This window comes from Roseateles saccharophilus, from assembly GCF_004342485.1.
Taxonomy (GTDB): Bacteria; Pseudomonadota; Gammaproteobacteria; order Burkholderiales; family Burkholderiaceae_C; genus Pelomonas; species Pelomonas saccharophila.
Window position 1 is genome coordinate 100,824 of the sequence record NZ_SMBU01000010.1, and the last position, 16,309, is coordinate 117,132.

19 protein-coding genes are annotated in these 16,309 nt (G+C 69.2%); 9 read left to right on the forward strand and 10 right to left on the reverse strand.

Features of this window, described 5'->3' with window-relative positions; all coding sequences use genetic code 11:
* Positions 1–3: 3 nt before the first annotated feature.
* Complete coding sequence (locus EV671_RS10900; protein ID WP_132571341.1) at positions 4–426, reverse strand: PaaI family thioesterase; 423 nt, start codon at positions 424–426, stop codon at positions 4–6.
* A gap of 75 nt (positions 427–501) precedes the next feature.
* Here EV671_RS10900 and EV671_RS10905 point away from each other — a divergent pair, with 75 nt between their 5' ends.
* The 3 genes from EV671_RS10905 to EV671_RS26990 are packed head-to-tail and all read left to right on the forward strand — an operon-like array spanning position 502 to position 1,877.
* Positions 502–1,314, forward strand: a complete 813-nt coding sequence (locus EV671_RS10905) for a class I SAM-dependent methyltransferase (RefSeq protein WP_132571342.1) — start codon at positions 502–504, stop codon at positions 1,312–1,314.
* Between the two features lie 60 nt (positions 1,315–1,374).
* On the forward strand, positions 1,375–1,623 hold the full coding sequence (locus EV671_RS10910; RefSeq protein WP_132571343.1) for a hypothetical protein: 249 nt from the start codon (positions 1,375–1,377) through the stop codon (positions 1,621–1,623).
* Positions 1,620–1,877 (forward strand): type II toxin-antitoxin system RelE/ParE family toxin, encoded by a 258-nt coding sequence (locus EV671_RS26990; RefSeq protein WP_243655686.1) that lies wholly within the window; start codon positions 1,620–1,622, stop codon positions 1,875–1,877. The genes EV671_RS10910 and EV671_RS26990 overlap by 4 nt, the downstream gene beginning before the upstream one ends.
* Here the strand turns inward: EV671_RS26990 and EV671_RS10920 are convergent, their stop codons facing one another.
* The 3 genes from EV671_RS10920 to EV671_RS10930 are packed head-to-tail and all read right to left on the reverse strand — an operon-like array spanning position 1,878 to position 6,303.
* Positions 1,878–4,229: a UvrD-helicase domain-containing protein gene (locus EV671_RS10920; protein ID WP_132571345.1), complete on the reverse strand. Its 2,352-nt coding sequence runs from the start codon at positions 4,227–4,229 to the stop codon at positions 1,878–1,880.
* A 41-nt stretch (positions 4,230–4,270) separates the two neighbouring features.
* Positions 4,271–4,531: a hypothetical protein gene (locus EV671_RS10925; RefSeq protein WP_132571346.1), complete on the reverse strand. Its 261-nt coding sequence runs from the start codon at positions 4,529–4,531 to the stop codon at positions 4,271–4,273.
* Entirely contained in the window at positions 4,531–6,303 is a 1,773-nt protein-coding gene (locus tag EV671_RS10930; RefSeq protein ID WP_132571347.1) for a DUF885 domain-containing protein, read from the reverse strand. Before EV671_RS10930 ends, EV671_RS10925 begins: the two co-directional genes overlap by 1 nt.
* Positions 6,304–6,401: 98 nt before the next feature.
* Here EV671_RS10930 and EV671_RS10935 point away from each other — a divergent pair, with 98 nt between their 5' ends.
* Positions 6,402–7,340 (forward strand): bifunctional helix-turn-helix transcriptional regulator/GNAT family N-acetyltransferase, encoded by a 939-nt coding sequence (locus tag EV671_RS10935; RefSeq protein ID WP_132571348.1) that lies wholly within the window; start codon positions 6,402–6,404, stop codon positions 7,338–7,340.
* Positions 7,341–7,358: 18 nt separating this feature from the next.
* Here EV671_RS10935 and EV671_RS10940 read toward each other — a convergent pair whose 3' ends face one another.
* Both EV671_RS10940 and EV671_RS10945 read right to left on the reverse strand, forming a co-directional pair.
* Positions 7,359–7,787, reverse strand: coding sequence for an Hsp20/alpha crystallin family protein (locus EV671_RS10940; RefSeq protein ID WP_132571349.1), 429 nt, complete (start codon positions 7,785–7,787; stop codon positions 7,359–7,361).
* A gap of 91 nt (positions 7,788–7,878) precedes the next feature.
* On the reverse strand, positions 7,879–8,214 hold the full coding sequence (locus tag EV671_RS10945; RefSeq protein ID WP_132571350.1) for a c-type cytochrome: 336 nt from the start codon (positions 8,212–8,214) through the stop codon (positions 7,879–7,881).
* A 106-nt stretch (positions 8,215–8,320) separates the two neighbouring features.
* Here EV671_RS10945 and EV671_RS10950 point away from each other — a divergent pair, with 106 nt between their 5' ends.
* The 3 genes from EV671_RS10950 to EV671_RS10960 are packed head-to-tail and all read left to right on the forward strand — an operon-like array spanning position 8,321 to position 10,477.
* On the forward strand, positions 8,321–8,752 hold the full coding sequence (locus EV671_RS10950) for a YchJ family protein (protein ID WP_132571351.1): 432 nt from the start codon (positions 8,321–8,323) through the stop codon (positions 8,750–8,752).
* A gap of 5 nt (positions 8,753–8,757) precedes the next feature.
* Positions 8,758–9,444: a pseudouridine synthase gene (locus tag EV671_RS10955; protein ID WP_132571352.1), complete on the forward strand. Its 687-nt coding sequence runs from the start codon at positions 8,758–8,760 to the stop codon at positions 9,442–9,444.
* A gap of 34 nt (positions 9,445–9,478) precedes the next feature.
* Positions 9,479–10,477 (forward strand): zinc-dependent alcohol dehydrogenase family protein, encoded by a 999-nt coding sequence (locus EV671_RS10960; RefSeq protein WP_132571353.1) that lies wholly within the window; start codon positions 9,479–9,481, stop codon positions 10,475–10,477.
* A gap of 8 nt (positions 10,478–10,485) precedes the next feature.
* On the opposite strand, the gene EV671_RS10965 is transcribed toward EV671_RS10960, so the two are convergent.
* Positions 10,486–11,208: a substrate-binding periplasmic protein gene (locus EV671_RS10965; RefSeq protein WP_165917527.1), complete on the reverse strand. Its 723-nt coding sequence runs from the start codon at positions 11,206–11,208 to the stop codon at positions 10,486–10,488.
* A 184-nt stretch (positions 11,209–11,392) separates the two neighbouring features.
* On the opposite strand from EV671_RS10965, the gene EV671_RS10970 reads away from it, so the two are divergent.
* Positions 11,393–11,698: an Arm DNA-binding domain-containing protein gene (locus EV671_RS10970; RefSeq protein WP_132571355.1), complete on the forward strand. Its 306-nt coding sequence runs from the start codon at positions 11,393–11,395 to the stop codon at positions 11,696–11,698.
* Positions 11,699–11,719: 21 nt separating this feature from the next.
* On the opposite strand, the gene EV671_RS10975 is transcribed toward EV671_RS10970, so the two are convergent.
* A complete protein-coding gene (locus EV671_RS10975) occupies positions 11,720–11,923 on the reverse strand; it encodes a hypothetical protein (RefSeq protein WP_132571356.1) in 204 nt (67 codons plus the stop codon).
* 115 nt (positions 11,924–12,038) lie between these two features.
* Between EV671_RS10975 and EV671_RS10980 the strand changes: the two genes are divergently transcribed.
* A complete protein-coding gene (locus tag EV671_RS10980; protein WP_132571357.1) occupies positions 12,039–13,043 on the forward strand; it encodes an STAS-like domain-containing protein in 1,005 nt (334 codons plus the stop codon).
* A gap of 214 nt (positions 13,044–13,257) precedes the next feature.
* On the opposite strand, the gene EV671_RS10985 is transcribed toward EV671_RS10980, so the two are convergent.
* Positions 13,258–15,159, reverse strand: coding sequence for a CocE/NonD family hydrolase (locus EV671_RS10985; RefSeq protein WP_132571358.1), 1,902 nt, complete (start codon positions 15,157–15,159; stop codon positions 13,258–13,260).
* A 70-nt stretch (positions 15,160–15,229) separates the two neighbouring features.
* A complete protein-coding gene (locus EV671_RS10990; RefSeq protein ID WP_132571359.1) occupies positions 15,230–16,306 on the reverse strand; it encodes a WD40/YVTN/BNR-like repeat-containing protein in 1,077 nt (358 codons plus the stop codon).
* Positions 16,307–16,309: the final 3 nt, after the last annotated feature.

Below are 16,309 nucleotides of genomic sequence, written 5' to 3' on the forward strand. Positions count from 1 at the left end.
GGCCTAACGCTTCGGCGGAACGGCATAGGTGCCGGTCGCATGCGCCACCGGCTCGTCCTCGCCCTCCGAAAAGATCCACACCTCGCCCACCGCCAGGCTCTTGCCCAGCTTCATCAGCCGGCAGCGCGCGATGACGCGCCGGTCGGCGCGTGGCTTACGCAGGAAGTTGATGGAGAGATTGGTCGTCACCGCCAGCGGCACGATGCCGATGCGCGCCAGGATGGCGATGTAGAGGGCCACGTCGGCCAGCGTCATCATGACCGGTCCCGACACCGTGCCGCCCGGCCTCAGCTCGCTCTCGCCCACCGGGTGGGCCACGACGACGCTGCCATCCGCGTCCAGCTCCTCCAGCGTGCAGCGGTTCTGCGGAAACTCGGCCTGCAGGAAGGCAGCCAGCTCGGCCTGTGAGGGGCGGTGTTCGGTCATGGGGAATTGCAAGGAATTGCGTTGCGAGCGGCGGCGAGCCTAGCACCGCGCCGGCAACAAGCTCAGAATCGGCCCATGGAACTCGCCGACCGGGGCTTCACGGGCTCCATCCCCCAGCTCTACGAGCGCTACATGGTGCCGCTGATCTTCGAGCCGTACGCGGTCGATCTGGCGGCGCGTGCCGCCGCGCTGCAGCCCAACCAGGTGCTGGAGATCGCGGCAGGCACCGGCGTGCTGACCCGACGCCTGGTGGCCGAACTGCCGCCGCAGGCCCGCATCATCGCCAGCGACCTGAACGCCACGATGCTGGACATGGCCGCAACGCTGGGCACCACGCGGCCGGTGGAGTGGCGTCTGGCCGACGCGATGGACCTGCCCTTTGCCGATGCGAGCTTCGACCTCGTGGCCTGCCAGTTCGGCGCGATGTTCTTCCCGGACAGGCCACATGCCTATGCGGAGATCCGCCGCGTGCTCAAGCCCGGCGGCTTCTTCGTCTTCAATGTCTGGGACCACATCGACAGCAACGAGCTGGCCGACACCGTCACCACTGCGCTGGCCGAGGCCTTCCCGGACGACCCGCCGCGCTTCATGGCCCGCACGCCGCATGGCTATCACGACGTCGACCGTCTGCGCACCGACCTGGCGCAAGGCGGCTTCGAGCACGAGGCCGACATCGTCACGCTGTCGCTGCGCGCTCGTGCCGAATCGCCGTCCGGCCCGGCCCTGGGCTACTGCCAGGGCACGCCGCTGCGCAACGAGATCGAGGCCCGCGCGCCCGGGCGGCTGCCGGAGCTGACGGCCCGGGTCGCGCAGGCCATCGGTGATCGCTTCGGCGTCGGTGCCATCGACACCTTGATCCAGGCCCACGTGGTGATCGTCGGGCGTTAGCGCCTGGTGAGCACCATGCGGCTTGTGGCAAGCTGTCGGCCTGCAAGCCTTGGAACCGCCATGGACACCTCCTTTGAAACGCTGGAAGCCGAGGTGCTGAAGCTGCCGCCCGCACAACGCGCCAAACTACTGGACCGCGTGGTGGCCAGCCTCGACACCGATGCCGCACGCGACGCGGCCTGGGAAGCCGTTGCGGCGCAGCGGGACGCCGAATCGGCACAATTCGAACCCCTGGACGAGGTGCTGGCGAAGTTGCGCGACGAACCGGCACGAGCCGCTCCATCCACCGGCTGGCAGCCGAAGAACTGACGGAGGCTTTCCGCTTCTACCGACGAGAGGCCGGCCTGCGAATGGCTCAGCGCTTTCTTGACGAGTTCGAACACATCGCGCGGTTGGTGGAGCGCCAGCCCGAACTCGGCACGCCGGCAGGCGCTGATCGCCGCAGCTATCCACTGCATGACTTCCCCTATTCGCTGATCTACACGACGGACGAGCGCGGCCTCCGGGTGCTCGTCGTCAGACACCAGCACCGCGATCCAACGCATGGCGAAGGCCGGCGCTGATCAATCGATAGGCGTCAGCTTCGCCACCGACAACGCCAGCCACTTGGTGCCATGGCGGCCGAAATTGACCTGGGCGCGCGCATCCGTGCCCGAGCCCTCCAGCGTCAGCAGCACGCCTTCGCCGAACTTGGTGTGGAAGACGCCCTTGCCCACGCGCAGGCCGCCATGCTCGTTGGAGACCTTCTGCTTCATGCTGGCCGGCACAGGTGGCTCGACCCAGGCCGCCCTCTCGACGCGGCCCGCGCCCACCATGCCCTTGAGCCCGCTGCCACGCTCCCAGGCCTGCTGGTACTCGCGCGCAAAGCCCGAGCCGAAGCCCTGGTTGCGCGGCGTCAGCCACTTCAGCGCGCCCTCGGGCAGCTCGTCGAAGAAGCGGCTCTTCACGTTGTAGCGGGTCTGGCCGTGCAGCATGCGGGTCTGGCAGAAGCTGAGTGAGAGCTTCTTGCGCGCCCGCGTGATGGCCACATACATCAGCCGGCGTTCCTCCTCCAGCCCGTCATGGTCGGACATCGCGTTCTCGTGCGGGAACAGCCCCTCTTCCAGGCCGGTGATGAAAACCGCGTCGAACTCCAGGCCCTTGGCCGAGTGAACCGTCATCAACTGCACGGCATCCTGGCCCGCCTGGGCCTGGTTGTCGCCGGCCTCCAGCGACGCATGCGTCAGGAAGGCCACCAGCGGCGACATGATCTCGCCCGTCTCGGCGTCGGGCACGGCACCCGGCGTACCGGCTTCGGCCACCTCGTCCACCGGCAGGCCCACCGCGTTCTTGCCGAAGCCCTCCTGCATGACGAAGGCCTCGGCCGCGTTGATCAGTTCGTCCAGGTTCTCCAGCCGCTCGGCGCCGTCCTTGTCGGTGCGGTAGAAGTCCAGCAGGCCCGAGGTTTCCAGCACCTGCTCGATGATTTCGCGCAGCGTCATGCCCTGCGTGAGGTTGCGCGTCGAGTCGATCAGGTTGGTGAAGGCCACGAGGTTGGCGCCCCCCTTGCCTTGAATGGCCCCCACGCTCTGGTAGAGGCTGCGGCCCGTGGCCTTGGCCGCGTCCTGCAGGTTCTCCAGCGTCTTGGCGCCGATGCCGCGGGTCGGGAAGTTCACGACGCGCAAAAAGCTGGTGTCGTCGTTGGCGTTCTCCAGCAGGCGCAGATAGGCCAGCGCATGCTTCACCTCGGCGCGCTCGAAGAAGCGTAGGCCGCCGTAGACGCGATAAGGAATGCCCGAGTTGAACAGCGCCGACTCGATGACCCGCGACTGCGCATTGCTGCGGTAGAGCACGGCGATCTCCTGCCGGTCCAGCCCGCCGCGATGCAGCTGCTGGATCTCCTCAATCAGCCACTGCGCCTCGGCGAAGTCGCTCGGCGCCTCCTGCACGCGGATGGGGTCGCCCAGGCCGGCGTCGGTGCGCAGCGTCTTGCCCAGGCGCTGGCTGTTGCGGCTGATCAGCTCGTTGGCCGCGTCGAGGATGTGGCCGAAGCTGCGGTAGTTCTGCTCCAGCTTGATGACGCGCTTGACGCGGTACTCGCGCTCGAAGTCGGCCATGTTGCCGACGCGCGCGCCACGGAACGCGTAGATGCTCTGGTCGTCGTCGCCCACGGCCAGCAGGCTCTGGCCGTTGCCGGCACCCGGCGGCGCGAACATCTTCAGCCAGGCGTATTGCAGCTTGTTCGTGTCCTGAAACTCGTCGACGAGGATGTGGCGGAAGCGATTTTGATAGTGCTCGCGCACGGCCGGGTTGTCGCGCAGCAGCTCATAGCTGCGCAGCATCAGCTCGGCAAAGTCGACCACGCCCTCGCGCTGGCACTGGTCCTCGTAGTTGGCGTAGATCTCGACGAGCTTCCTCGTCTGCTCGTCGCGCGCGTCCACGTCGCCAGGGCGCTGGCCGTCCTCCTTGCAGCCGGCGATGAACCAGCCGACCTGCTTGGGCACGAAGCGCTCCTCGTCGAGGTTCATCGCCCTGATCACACGCTTGATGGCCGAGGTCGTGTCGCTCGCGTCCAGGATCTGGAAGGCCTGGGGCAGGTGGGCCAGCTTCCAGTGCGCGCGCAGGAAACGGTTGCACAGGCCGTGGAAGGTGCCGATCCACATGCCGCGCACGTTGAAGGGCAGCATCGTGGACAGGCGCGTCAGCATCTCCTTGGCAGCCTTGTTCGTGAAGGTCACGGCCATCACGCCACCGGGGCTGACCTGGCCCGTCTGCAGCAGCCAGGCAATGCGCGTCGTCAGCACGCGGGTCTTGCCCGAACCGGCACCCGCCAGGATCAGCGCCGGCTCCGGCGCGGCGGTGACGGCGGCAAGCTGCTCGGGATTGAGGTTCTTGAGGAGGGGACTGTGCTGAGCAGCGTCTGAGACCGGATTCATCGACGCATTTTAGGGAGGCGGTGATTCAGCGCCTCCCTGGGCTACCGCCGCCTCGCCCTGCCGGCCCGCCCGGCCTTGGACCACTCATAGGCCTCGCCGTCCGGCGTTTTGCCGCCCTCCACCGCCGCGACGCCGGCGCGACCGACGTGGTCGTCCAGCTCCGAGGAGATGCTGACGTGGCGGTGGCCCTGCCTGCGCCTGTCCTCGGCGCAGGCCAGGGCCTGGGTCAGTTCAGCGCTGCCGAAGCTCTGGCAGGCAGGCGCCGCCTCTTCGCCTTCCAGCCAGTACACGACGATGCCCATCACTGCGCCCTTCCCTTGTCGCGCTGCGTCTCGATCCACCGCCCCACCTCGCGCTCCAGCAGGTCCAGCGGCATCGGCCCGCCGCGCAGCACCACGTCGTGGAACTCGCGCAGGTCGAAGCGCCCGCCCAGCTCGCGCTCGGCCCGCTCGCGCAGCGCGCGGATGCGCAGCTCCCCGAGCTTGTAGCCCAGCGCCTGGGCCGGCCAGCCGATGTAGCGGTCCACCTCGGCCTCGATGAAGCCGGCGCCCAGCGCGGTGTGCTCGCGCAGATAGGCCACCGCCTGCTCGCGCGTCCAGCCCTGCGCATGCAGGCCGGTGTCGACGACAAGGCGGCAGGCGCGCCAGATCTCGAAGGACAGCCGCCCGAAGTGCTCGTAGGCGTCGCGGTACAGGCCCATCTCCACGCCCAGGTGCTCGGCGTACAGCGCCCAGCCTTCGACATAGGCGTTCTGGTCGTCGATGCGGCGGAAGGCCGGCAGGTCGTCGCGCTCCTGCGCCAATGCGATCTGCAGGTGGTGGCCGGGCACGCCCTCGTGCAGCGTCCAGGCCGTGAGGCCGTAGAGCGGGTTGTCGGTCACGGCCTCACGGCCGACCAGCACCGTGCCGGCCACACCCTGCTTCAGGCTGCCGGGGTTGTAGCCCGAGGACGATGCCTTCATCTCCGGCGCCACCGCGCGCAGGCCATAGCTCAGCTGCGGCAGACGGCGGAAGTAGGCGGGCAGCAGGGCGTCGGCGCGCTTGGCGACGTCGCGCGCACGGGTCACATAGTCGTCCAGGCTGGCAGCGCGAAAGCGCGGGTCATCGCGCAGCTGTGCCGAGAACTCGGCGACGCTGCCGGTGAAGCCGGTACCGGCCATCACCTGCCGCATTTCGGCCTCGATGCGCGCCACCTCGCGCAGCCCGAGGGCATGGATGTCTTCGGGCGACATCCGCGTGGACGCCTGCTGGCGGATCAGGTAGGTGTAATAGTCCGCACCGCCCGGCAGCGCCGAGATGCCCAGGGCCGAACTGGCCGCCGGCACCACGACACGCTCGAACAGCTCGGCCATCTCGCGCTCGGCCGGCTTCACCGCCTGCTGCACGTGGGCCAGGCCCTCGGCCTGCAGCTGCGCGCGCAGCAGCGGTGGCATGGACGCCGGCAGCTCGGCCAGCGGCTTCAGCAACGCGTGAGCTTCGGCGGGCTGGTCGGCGCGGGAGCGCAAGGCCGCAGCCGCGCCCTCGGCGATGAAGCGCGGCCGCACGAAGCCGGTCGCCGCGCCGCGCCTCAGGTTGTCGGCCTGCACCTTGTAGAAGGCCGGCAACGCGGCGATCTTGTCCAGCCAGGCACGGGCCTGCGCCTCGTCGCGCAGCACGACGCCATCGGCCGCGTAGTTGGGCAGCGTGTAGAACCCGTCGCCCGAGATATAGGGCAGGCGCGCCACGTCGAAGGCCAGTCCTTGCAGCTCGAGTTCGACACGCTCGGCCAGCAGATCGCGGCTCAGCGCGTCCTCGGCCGGCAGGCCGGCCCGCTCGAGCAACGCCAATCGCGCCTGCAGGCGCTGCAACCACAGCCGCCGCTGCTGCAGGGCCGGCGCGCTTTCGTCCGGCCAGCGGGCCAGCGCGCCCATGTCGCCCAGCAGCACCGCCCGCAGCGGGTCGGCGGCGCGCAGATGCTGGTCGTAGTCCGCCAGCACCGCCTGCCAGGCCTGCACCACGCGCGTGGGCGGCGCCGCCACGGCCAGCGGTGCGACCGCCAGCAGCGGCGCGAGGGCAAGGCAGAAGGATCGAAGCATGCGCGGCTCCCGGTTTGACGCCCGGGCATCATGGCACGCCGCCCGGCCCCGTCGGCAAGATGATTGCCAAAGGCAAGCATCTCGATGATGATGCCGGTATGGAAACCGCTGCCGAGGCGCTCTGCGTTCGCGCCTTCAACCGCTTCTACACGCGCCGCATCGGCGTGCTCGCCCCCACGCTGGCCGGCAGCGACTTCACGCTGCCCGAGGCCCGCGTGCTGTGGGAGCTGGCCCACCATGCGCCGCTCAGCGCGGCGGCGCTCGGCAAGGGCCTGCAACTCGATGCCGGCTACCTGAGCCGGTTGCTGCGCGGTCTGAAAAGCCGCGGCCTGCTGACGAGCCAGGCCCATCCGAGCGATGGCCGCCAGACCCTGCTCAAGCTCAGCCCCGCCGGCAGGCGCGCTTTCGCGCCGCTGGACCGCGGCAGCCAGGCCGAGGCCGAAGCGCTGCTGGCGCCGCTTTCGGCGCCGCAACGTCAGGCCCTGGCCGGCGCGATGACATGCATACAGGCCGTTTTGGAGCCCGAAGCCGCGCCGGCGGTCGAACTCCGCACCCAGCAGCCCGGCGACCTCGGGTGGATCATCGAGCGCCACGGCGCCGTCTACGCGGCCGAGTACGGCCTCGACGCCCGCTTCGAGGCCCTGGTGGCGCGCATCTGCGCCGACTTCGTCGACCGCCTCAAGCCGCAGCGCGAGGCCTGCTGGATCGCCGCGCGCGGGCCTCAGCGCCTGGGCAGCGTGATGCTGGTACAGCCCCGCGACGACGACACCGGCCGCGTGCGCCCGGGTGTCGCGCAGTTGCGCCTGCTGCTGCTCGAGCCGCATGCGCGCGGCCTGGGGCTGGGCAAGCGGCTGGTGCGCCAGTGCAGCGAGTTCGCGCGTGCGGCCGGCTACCGACGCATCGTGCTGTGGACGCAGAGCGCGCTGACGGCGGCAAGGGCGATCTATGCCGCCGAGGGCTACCGGCTCGTGCACAGCGAGCCGATGAACAGCTTCGGCCAGACCGTCGTCAGCGAGCGCTGGGAGCTGGCGCTCTGACGCGCGGACAGGCTGCGTTCAGTCGATGCGCAGGCTGCGCGCCCCCTGGGCCTGCGGCTTCTTGGGCAAGGTCAGCGTCAGCACGCCGTTGTCGTACTTCGCGGCAGCACGCGACTCGTCGACATCGCCCGGCAGCCTGATGCTGCGCGACACGGCACCGTAGTAACGCTCGCTGCGCAGCACCCGCTCCTCGTCCTTCTTCTGGTCGTGCTGCTTGATCTCGGCGCTGAGCGAGACGACGTCGCCGTCGATGGACACCCGGATGTCGTCCCGCGCCACGCCGGGCAACTCGGCATGCACGACGTAGTTGCCGTCATCCTCCTTGACGTCCAGCCTGATCTGGCGGGGGAGTGCATCGCCGTGCAGGGGCCGCACCACATAGCCGGGTGCGAAGTCGCGGAACAGGTCGTCGAACAGGCTGCCGGAAACTGAAGGCAGATAGCTCATGGTGATCTCCAATGAAAGGCAGGAACGGAACTCGGCCGTGCCGCGCCTGCGGACCCATGTTTGCGGGGGAACGGCCGAGCCCCCACCGATGTCACTGCGTCAACACCCAACGGGCCAGCAGCCTGGCCTCGGCTTCGCTGACGAGCGGCCGTTCGGCCTGGTCGGGCATCCTGGCCTTGGCCCAGTGAGGACCGCCGGTGGCCACACTGCCCTGCTGGATGGTCCGCATCAGGCTGGCCTCGGCGTCCTGGCGCCCCTTCCAGAACGCCGCGATCTTCTTGAACGACGGTGCCGCACCATCCTTCTTGATGTCGTGGCAGCCCATGCACTGCTTTTCCTGGGCGAGCTTCTCGCTCGCCACGGCGGTGCCGGCCAGACCCAGGGCGACCGAGGCGACCAGGGCCGCGAGCGTCAGAGATGTCTTCATGTCGAACCTCCGCACCAACCAGATGGTGAGGCAAGGATAGGCAGGCGTGCCCGCGGCGAATTGCGCCAGATCAACGCCCCTGCGCGTCGGCCGTAGAGTGCCTGCCATGCTCAATCCACACGCCCCATCACGCTCACCCGCCCGGCCCTGCCCCTGCGGCTCCGGGCTGGACGACGCCGCCTGCTGCAGTGCGCTGCACGCTGCCTTCGACACCGGCCTTGGCCTGGGTGCCGCGACGCCCGAGGCGCTGATGCGCTCGCGCTACACCGCCTTCGTGCGGGACCTGCGCCCCTATCTGCTCGCGAGCTGGCATCCCAGCACGCGGCCGGCGGCGCTCGAACCGCCCGAGCCGGGCCTGAAATGGCTGGGCTTGAGCGTGAAGGGCAGCGCGATGCAGGACGCCGACCACGGCACGGTCGAGTTCGTCGCCCGCAGCAAGCTCGGCGGCCGGGCGCACCGGCTGCACGAGGTCAGCCGCTTCGTGCGCGAGGGCGGCGAATGGTTCTATGTCGATGGCGACTTGAAGGCGGCGACCTGAGCGTGATGCTGCCCCTGCTCCACGCGGACGAGCACCTCGTCGCCATCGACAAGCCGCCGGGCCTGCTGGTGCACCGCACCCAGCTCGCCGCCCGCGAGGACGAGGCCGCGCTGCAGTTGCTTCGCGACCAGCTCGGCCGGCCCGTCTGGCCCGTGCACCGGCTGGACCGCGGCACCTCGGGCGTGCTGCTGTTCGCGCTGTCGCCCGAGGTGGCCGCGCTGCTCGGCACGATGTTCGAGCAGGGATGCATGCACAAGCGCTACCTGGCCCTGGTGCGCGGCTGGCCGCACGAGGACGCGGGCCTCATCGACCACCCGCTGGCGCGCGACCCCGAGCAGCCCTCGGCCGGCCAGCCCATGCTCGACGCGCAGACCCGCTGGCACGTGCTGAGGCGCGACGAGTGGCCGGTCGCCAGCGACCCGCGCTTCCCGACCACCCGCGTCGCCCTGCTGGAGGCCGAGCCGCTGCAGGGCCGCCGCCACCAGATCCGCCGCCACCTGAAGCACATCGCCCATCCCATCCTCGGCGATGCGACGCATGGCAAGGGGCCGCTGAACCGCGCGGTCGCCGCCTTTCTCGGCACGCAGCGGCTGTGGCTGCATGCGCGAGAGCTGAGCCTGGTGCATCCGGTCACTGGCGTGCCGCTGCAACTGCAGGCGCCACCCGATGCACGGTGGCCCGCTTCGGGATAAGAATCCTCCGCTCCAACCCCGACAGGAGACCGGCATGGCCATCCAAGGCATCAAGGCGCAGTACGAGCATCGCGGCCCGGTGCCGCAGGACGTCATCCAGGCCCTGGCCTTCGAGCCGCCCGCGCCGGGCTCCGGCCAGGCTCTCGTGGCCGTGCTGGCCGCGCCCATCAACCCATCCGACGTGCTGATGCTGACCGGCGGCTACGGCATCCTGCCGCCGCTGCCGGCCGTGGGCGGCAGCGAGGGCGTGGGCCGCGTCATCAGCGTCGGCGAGGGCGTGAGCCATCTCGCGGCCGGCCAGACGGTGCTGCTGCCGGCCGGCAGCGGCACCTGGGCCAGCCATCTCGTCGCCGACGCGAAGCGCCTCGTGCCCCTGCCTGCCGGTGCGGACGCGCAGCAGCTGTCGATGCTGACGGTGAACCCCGCGACGGCCTCGCTGATGCTGTCGGAGTTCGTCGCGCTGCAGCCGGGCGACTGGGTCATCCAGAACGTCGCCAACTCGGGCGTGGGCGGCTACCTGACCCAGCTGGCCCGGCTGCGTGGCCTTCGCACGGTCAACATCGTGCGGCGCGAGAGCGCGGCGGCCGTCGTGAAGGCCGATGGTGGCGACGTGGTGCTGGTGGATGGCGACGACCTCGCCAGGCGCGTGAAGGACGCGGTGTCGGGCGCGCCCATCCGTTTGGGGCTGGATGCCGTGGGCGGCAAGGCGACGAACCGGCTGGCGATGTGCGTCGCCGAGGGCGGCACCGTCATCAACTACGGGCTGATGAGCGGCGAACCCTGCGTCGTGTCGCCGCAGTCCTTCGTGTTCAACGACCTGACGCTGCGTGGCTTCTGGCTGGCCAAGTGGTTCCGCACCGCCAGCCGCGAGGCCCAGATGGCGCTGTATGGCGAGCTGACGAAGCTGATCGCCACCGGCCAGCTGAAGGTGCGCATCCACGCGACCTATCCGGTGGAGCAGATCAAGGAGGCCATCGCCGCCGCAGCCAGCGGCGAGCGCGACGGCAAGATCCTGGTCGTGCCCCACCCCTGAGAAGGGGCTCAGCGGACTGCGGCGGGCAGCCAGCGCGCGCGGATGCGCTGCAACTCGCCGCGCGCCTCCAGGCGCTGGATGGCCTGGTCGAAGGCCTGCAGGTCGGCCTCGGTCAGCGTCTTGCGGCTGAGCTTGTAGCTGACGCTGTCGTGCAGCATGGGGATGGCCAGCTCGACGAGGGGCAGGTCGGCCGCGCGCGCGGCGTAGGCGATGGCCATGCTGTCGCCGAACAGCACGTCGCCGCGGCCGAGTTGCAGCAGCTGCACGCCCTTGGCATAGTCTTCGAACCGGGTCAGCAGGCCGCGCGCTTCGAACTCGCCGACGATGGCCAGGCTCGCCGGCCCGCGGTGGGTGAGCAGGCGCAGACCGGCGCCCAGCAGCTCGTCCATCGAGCGGGCCTTGGGTATGGGTGCGTCGGCACGCACGAAGGCGCCGTAGGCCTCCTCGCGGTAGGGCCGCGTGTACCAGGCCACGGCGCTGGGGACGACGGTCGCGGCGACCAGCAGGTCGAGCTCGCCACGGGTCAGCATCGGCAGGCGGCGGTTGCGCGGCACCTCGCGCACATAGCTCACCTCGCAACCCACCTCCTTGGCGACGGCCGCGAGCAGCTCGGTCTCCAGGCCGGTGTGATGGCCGTCCGCATCGACGAAGGAATAGGGTCGCCAGTCCTCGAAGGGCACGCGCAGCGGCCGCGTGCAGGCCGCTGCTGCCATCAGCGGTGCGAGCAGCATCAGCCACCCCATAAGAACAAATCATGTGAACGCATGAAGACGCAAAAGCCCCAGGCGCATCAAGCACTTGGGGCTTTTTTCATGTCACGTCCGATCATGTCCGCGCATTGCAGCGCAGGGGAACAAGGGGCACATTTGGAGGAACGGAGGCGAAATCGCCCCACCGGCCGAGGATTGTTCCCCTATGCCCCTCACCGACCTGGAATGCAGGAACGCCGCTTGCCCGGCTGAACTGAAGCGCGTCCGGTTTGCCGATGGCCAGGGTCTTTACTTGGAAGTCGCGCCCAACGGCTCCAAGCGCTGGTTCTGGAAGTACTACTTCGACGGCAAGGAGAAGCGCCTGGCGCTGGGCTCCTACCCCGAGACTGCGTCGAAGGCCGCACGGCTGAGGCGAGATGAAGCCCGGCTGCTCCAGCAGGCCGGCTCGGACCCTGCGCAGGAGCGGATCGTTGCCAAGCTGCAACGCAAGGCGGTAGCTCGATCAGGGTGAAGACACCCCCGTCGGCCAGCGTCAGTTCTCGACGCCGGCGCCCTGACCAGTTCGTGCAACGGGCTCCGCGTGTCGACAGAACCAGGCCACGAAGGAGGACTTGGCGCGGGGCCTGCTGTAGCGCTGCTTCCTGAACGTCAGGCGGACGCGACCTGCCCAGCCGGCATCGATCTCGACGCGCATCTCGTCGTCGATGGCACAAGCAGGGTCGGGCAAACTGAGCATGAACAGCTACACGCCAGCCCGACGCCGGGAGTCCAGCCTCATCACAAGGGAGGCAACTTGACATTTTCTTTGTGGATGCTTTCCAATTATTGTCGACGTGCTTTACAATTTTGGTATGACAACCGCAGACGAATTCCAGCTTCTACGGCTAGTGGCGGCTGACGCGCGCAACGTGGCCACGCGGCTGGCCATTGCATTAGGCCTCACCCGCCAGGCCGCCAGCGCGCGGCTGCTCAAGGCCGTAAAGGCAGGGCTGCTTGAGCGCACTGGTCATGGTGCCGGGGTGCGCTATGCCCTGCGCACCACCAGCGAGGTGCAGCACTCCTACGAGCGCGCGGGGCTCTCCGAGCAGCGGGTCTGGCAGAGCCTGCTGGCTCCGGTCGTGGCTGACCTACCCGAGAACGTGCGCGACGTCTGGCACTACGGCTTGACCGAGATGATCAACAATGCGGTGGACCACTCTGGCTCGCCCCAGGTGCATGTGGGCCTGCGGCGCAATGCCTTATTCACCCAGGCCTGGGTGGTGGACGACGGTGAAGGCATCTTCCTGCGCATCCAGCGTGCTTTGGATCTGTTCGACCCGCGTGAGGCCATCCTGGAGCTAGCTAAGGGCAAGTTCACCACCGATCCCGCCAACCACTCGGGCGAAGGCATCTTTTTCTCGTCCAAGGTGTTCGATGTGTTCGACATCCGTTCGGGGCTGGCGCATTTCGCCCACGACGACGGCAAGGTGGACGTGCTCTTCGAGCGCGACGCCGCAGCCCCTGGCACCACGGTGTTCATGCAACTGGCCAACGACAGCCCGCGCACCACGCGCGAGGTGTTCGACAAGTTCGCGGCTCCCGAGGAATACACCTTTGCCAAGACCCTTGTGCCGGTGCGCCTTGCCCAGCACGAAGGCGAAAAACTCGTCTCGCGCTCGCAGGCCAAGCGCCTGACCATGCGTTTCGAGCGCTTCCAGACCGTGGTGCTGGACTTCACCGCCGTGGCCGAGATCGGTCAGGCCTTCGCTGATGAGGTATTCCGCGTGTTCCAGAACGCCCACCCCGGCACCACCCTGGTTCCTGTGAACATGGCTCCGGGCGTGAAGGCTATGGTGTCCAGGGCACGCGCCGGCTGATCGCGTGAACAGCGCAGGGCTTGGGTGGTAGCGTCGCTGGCGTAGGGGAACAAATCGGGGAACATTCAAGCGCCAAAAGCCGCAGAGTGAGCATTGGCGCGGCCTGCATTGAAGTGTTCAATCTCCAGCAGCATCAGCAGTCGTCTCGGCATGTCGGCCTCCACGGTGGCGGCTGGCACAGGATAGCGCCGCAGACACGGCACCGGGGCCTGCCTCAGTGCGGCGCCAGCACCTTCACGTCCAGCCCCGAGGCCTGGCCCTTCCCGTGGTAGAGCTTCTGCGTGGCGGCCTGGAAGTCCTCGGCCTTGGCGCTGCGCAGGGGCACGAAGCTCTGCGGGTTGCGGTCGATCAGCGGGAACCAGCTGCTCTGGACCTGCACCATGATGCGGTGGCCGCGGCGGAAGCTGTGGTTGATGTCCTGCAGCTCGACCCTGAGCTCCTCGACCTGGCCCGGCACCATGGCCTCGGCGGCCTCGAAGCCCTTGCGGAAGCGCCCGCGTAGCGGGTCGCCGCGCACGAGCTGCTGGTAGCCGGCGAGCGGGGCATCCGGCGCCTCGGCATCCTCGCTGCGGGGCTGGCGCTTCTTCGGCGCTGCGCCCTCTTCCTCTTCCAGGTCGCTGGGGTAGACGTCAATGAGCTTGACGACCCAGTCAGCATCGGTGCCGCTCGTGGATGCGAACAGCCTCGCGGTGATGGGGCCGGCGAGGGTCACGTCCTCCTCGAGCACGTCGCTGCGGTAGGTCAGCACATCGGGCCGGGTGGACGCGAAGCGCTGGTCGCCCACCATGTACTCCTGCGGCACGCCCTGGGTCGTGTAGCCGACGAAGGGCACAGGCTTGGCCGGGTCGCTGGTCCAGGTATCGAAGGCGGGCTCGGCCGCATCGAGCGGCGTGAAGCTGAGCCGGCCGCCGGCGGCGAAATAGAGCCTGCGGGCCTGGGCCTCGCGCGGCGGCCAGGCGTCGTAGTGGCGCCAGATGTTGGTGCCGGTCTCGAAGACGGTGGCGCGGGCGATCTTCGGCGCCTTGGGGTCGGGCGCGTCGCGCAGGTATTGCTCGAAGAAGGGCAGCAGCACCTCCTTCTGGAACTGCTCGGCCGTGGGCTGGTGGAACTGCACGCGGCCCAGGCTGCGACCCGGCGCGCCTATCCAGCCGCCGTGCACCCAGGGGCCCATGACGAGGCGGTTGTCGGTCGCGGGGCTCTGCTTCGCGATGGCGCGGAAGGTGGCCAGCGGGCCGGCCAGGTCCTCGGCATCGAACCAGCCGCCGACGGTCAGCACGGCGGCGTGGATGTTCTTCAGATGGGGCGTGATCGCACGTGTCTTCCAGAAGGCGTCGTAGCTGTCGTGGCCGAGCTGGTCGTCGAAATAGTGGTTGGGCTTGCCATCCTGGGCCAGGCGCGCGGCCATCGCGTCGAGGTTGCTGAACTGCAGGAAGAACTCATAGCCGTCGGCGGTGCCGTAGTCGAACTCCGGCCAGCGCTTGGGCGGCTTCACAGGCGTGAGCTGGGGCTTGAAGGATGTGTAGAAGCCGAAGTTGGCGGCCAGCATGAAGGCGCCGCCGTGGAAGCTGTCGTCGCCCATATAGAGGTCGGTCACCGGCGCCTGGGGCGACGCGGCCTTGATGGCCGGGTGCGAGTCGATGATGGACGCCGACGTGTAGAAGCCCGGGTAGGAGATGCCCCAGAGGCCGACGCGGCCGTTGTTGCCCGGCACGTGGTCGATCAGCCATTGCACGCTGTCATGGGTGTCGCTGCTCTCGTCGGTGTCGGTGGGCAGCTTCTTGACCGGCCGGTGCGGCGTCATCTCGACAAACGTGCCCTCGGACATGAAGCGGCCGCGCACGTCCTGGCAGACGAAGATGTAGCCGGCCTTCAGGAAGTCGTCGTTGGGCGCGATGTGGCGCACGCCGTCGCCCTCGACGCCGTAGGGACCGCAGCCATAGGGCGTGCGCGTCATCAGCAGCGGGTAGCGTCGGGTCTGGTCCTTGGGCACGTAGACGGCGGTGAAGAGCTTGCTGCCGTCGCGCACCGGGATGCGGTACTCGTACTTGGTGTAGTGCTCGCGGGGTTCGTACTTGGGAGGCTCGGACGGTGTGTCGGCCAGCGCGGGCGCGGCCATGCAAAGGGCGGCAAGTGCCGCGCAGCAAATTTTCAAAGGCCCCTCCCTGGGCTGGCGTGGAAAGAAGGAATCAGCCGAACTTGACCGCGTAGATCGGCGGCAGATGGGCCGACACGGTCTGCCAGCTGTCGCCGGCATCGGCGCTGGCCCACAGGCCGCCGGTCGTCGAGCCCATCATCAATTGCTCGCCGGCGTCGTCCACCGCGAGGCCGTGGCGGAAGACCAGGTCGTAGCAGTGCTGCTGCGGCAGGCCGGTGCGCAACACGTCAAAGCTCTTGCCGCCGTCGCGGGTGCGCGTGACGCACAGGGCCGCATCGACCGGCACGCGGCGTTCGTCCTTGACGGCCGGCACGAACCAGGCCGTCTGCGGGTCGGCCGGATGCGCGGCGACGGCGAAGCCGAAGCTCGACGGCTGCGCCTGTGTCTCGACCCAGCTGGCGCCGTTGTCCTCGGAGCGGAAGATGCCGCAGTGGTGCTGGCACCAGAGCACGTCCGGCGCCGCGCGGCAGCGGGCGATGAGGTGGGGGTCCTGCGAGTTCTCGTCGCCCGCCAGCTCGGGCGGCATGAAGTCGGCGCGCATGCCCTTGGCGCGCAGGCCCCAGGTCCGGCCGCCGTCGGTGGTGCGCCAGGCGCCGCCGCAGGAAACGCCGACCAGCAGTTCCTCCGGCCGGCCGGGATATGGGCAGATGGAGTGCAGGGCCGGCGCGGGGTTGCCGCCGCCCATCCACTGCAGGCGCCGCGGGTCGCCCCACAGCATCTCGTCGAGCTGCCAGGACTCGCCCTTGTCGCGGCTGACGAACAGCCCGCCCGGCACACTGCCGCACCAGATCGCGTCGCCCGCGCGCTCCAGCGCGAACACCTGCTGCAGCTTCCACTCCGGGCCCTCGGCCCCGGCAGGCTGCGGCGGGAAGCTGGGGGCCGCCACCTCGCGCCAGGTCCGGCCGGCGTCGTCGCTGGCGTGCAGCTTGGCACCGAAGTGGCCGAGGTTGAGGCCGGCCAGCATATGGCCCGAGGCGTCGGGCGGCAGCAGCATCGTGACGGGGTCGGCGAGGAAGCTGAGGTTCTCGATCTGCCAGCCCCCGCCGCGGCGGCGCAGTTCGAACAGGCCTTTGCGGGTCGCGGCCCAGGCGCGGTCTTGAGTCGTCATGGT

What these genes read in the sequence shown, in the direction of transcription:
- EV671_RS10940 (WP_132571349.1), bottom strand. Translation starts at nt 7,787, where the DNA reads ATGAGCTATCTGCCTTCAGTTTCCGGCAGCCTGTTCGACGACCTGTTC.
- EV671_RS10900 (WP_132571341.1), bottom strand. Translation starts at nt 426, where the DNA reads ATGACCGAACACCGCCCCTCACAGGCCGAGCTGGCTGCCTTCCTGCAG.
- EV671_RS10905 (WP_132571342.1), top strand. Translation starts at nt 502, where the DNA reads ATGGAACTCGCCGACCGGGGCTTCACGGGCTCCATCCCCCAGCTCTAC.
- EV671_RS10975 (WP_132571356.1), bottom strand. Translation starts at nt 11,923, where the DNA reads ATGCTCAGTTTGCCCGACCCTGCTTGTGCCATCGACGACGAGATGCGC.
- EV671_RS10925 (WP_132571346.1), bottom strand. Translation starts at nt 4,531, where the DNA reads ATGGGCATCGTCGTGTACTGGCTGGAAGGCGAAGAGGCGGCGCCTGCC.
- EV671_RS10935 (WP_132571348.1), top strand. Translation starts at nt 6,402, where the DNA reads ATGGAAACCGCTGCCGAGGCGCTCTGCGTTCGCGCCTTCAACCGCTTC.
- EV671_RS10930 (WP_132571347.1), bottom strand. Translation starts at nt 6,303, where the DNA reads ATGCTTCGATCCTTCTGCCTTGCCCTCGCGCCGCTGCTGGCGGTCGCA.
- EV671_RS10960 (WP_132571353.1), top strand. Translation starts at nt 9,479, where the DNA reads ATGGCCATCCAAGGCATCAAGGCGCAGTACGAGCATCGCGGCCCGGTG.
- EV671_RS10910 (WP_132571343.1), top strand. Translation starts at nt 1,375, where the DNA reads ATGGACACCTCCTTTGAAACGCTGGAAGCCGAGGTGCTGAAGCTGCCG.
- EV671_RS10985 (WP_132571358.1), bottom strand. Translation starts at nt 15,159, where the DNA reads ATGGCCGCGCCCGCGCTGGCCGACACACCGTCCGAGCCTCCCAAGTAC.
- EV671_RS10955 (WP_132571352.1), top strand. Translation starts at nt 8,758, where the DNA reads ATGCTGCCCCTGCTCCACGCGGACGAGCACCTCGTCGCCATCGACAAG.
- EV671_RS10970 (WP_132571355.1), top strand. Translation starts at nt 11,393, where the DNA reads ATGCCCCTCACCGACCTGGAATGCAGGAACGCCGCTTGCCCGGCTGAA.
- EV671_RS10945 (WP_132571350.1), bottom strand. Translation starts at nt 8,214, where the DNA reads ATGAAGACATCTCTGACGCTCGCGGCCCTGGTCGCCTCGGTCGCCCTG.
- EV671_RS10990 (WP_132571359.1), bottom strand. Translation starts at nt 16,306, where the DNA reads ATGACGACTCAAGACCGCGCCTGGGCCGCGACCCGCAAAGGCCTGTTC.
- EV671_RS10950 (WP_132571351.1), top strand. Translation starts at nt 8,321, where the DNA reads ATGCTCAATCCACACGCCCCATCACGCTCACCCGCCCGGCCCTGCCCC.
- EV671_RS10965 (WP_165917527.1), bottom strand. Translation starts at nt 11,208, where the DNA reads ATGCTGCTCGCACCGCTGATGGCAGCAGCGGCCTGCACGCGGCCGCTG.
- EV671_RS10980 (WP_132571357.1), top strand. Translation starts at nt 12,039, where the DNA reads ATGACAACCGCAGACGAATTCCAGCTTCTACGGCTAGTGGCGGCTGAC.
- EV671_RS10920 (WP_132571345.1), bottom strand. Translation starts at nt 4,229, where the DNA reads ATGAATCCGGTCTCAGACGCTGCTCAGCACAGTCCCCTCCTCAAGAAC.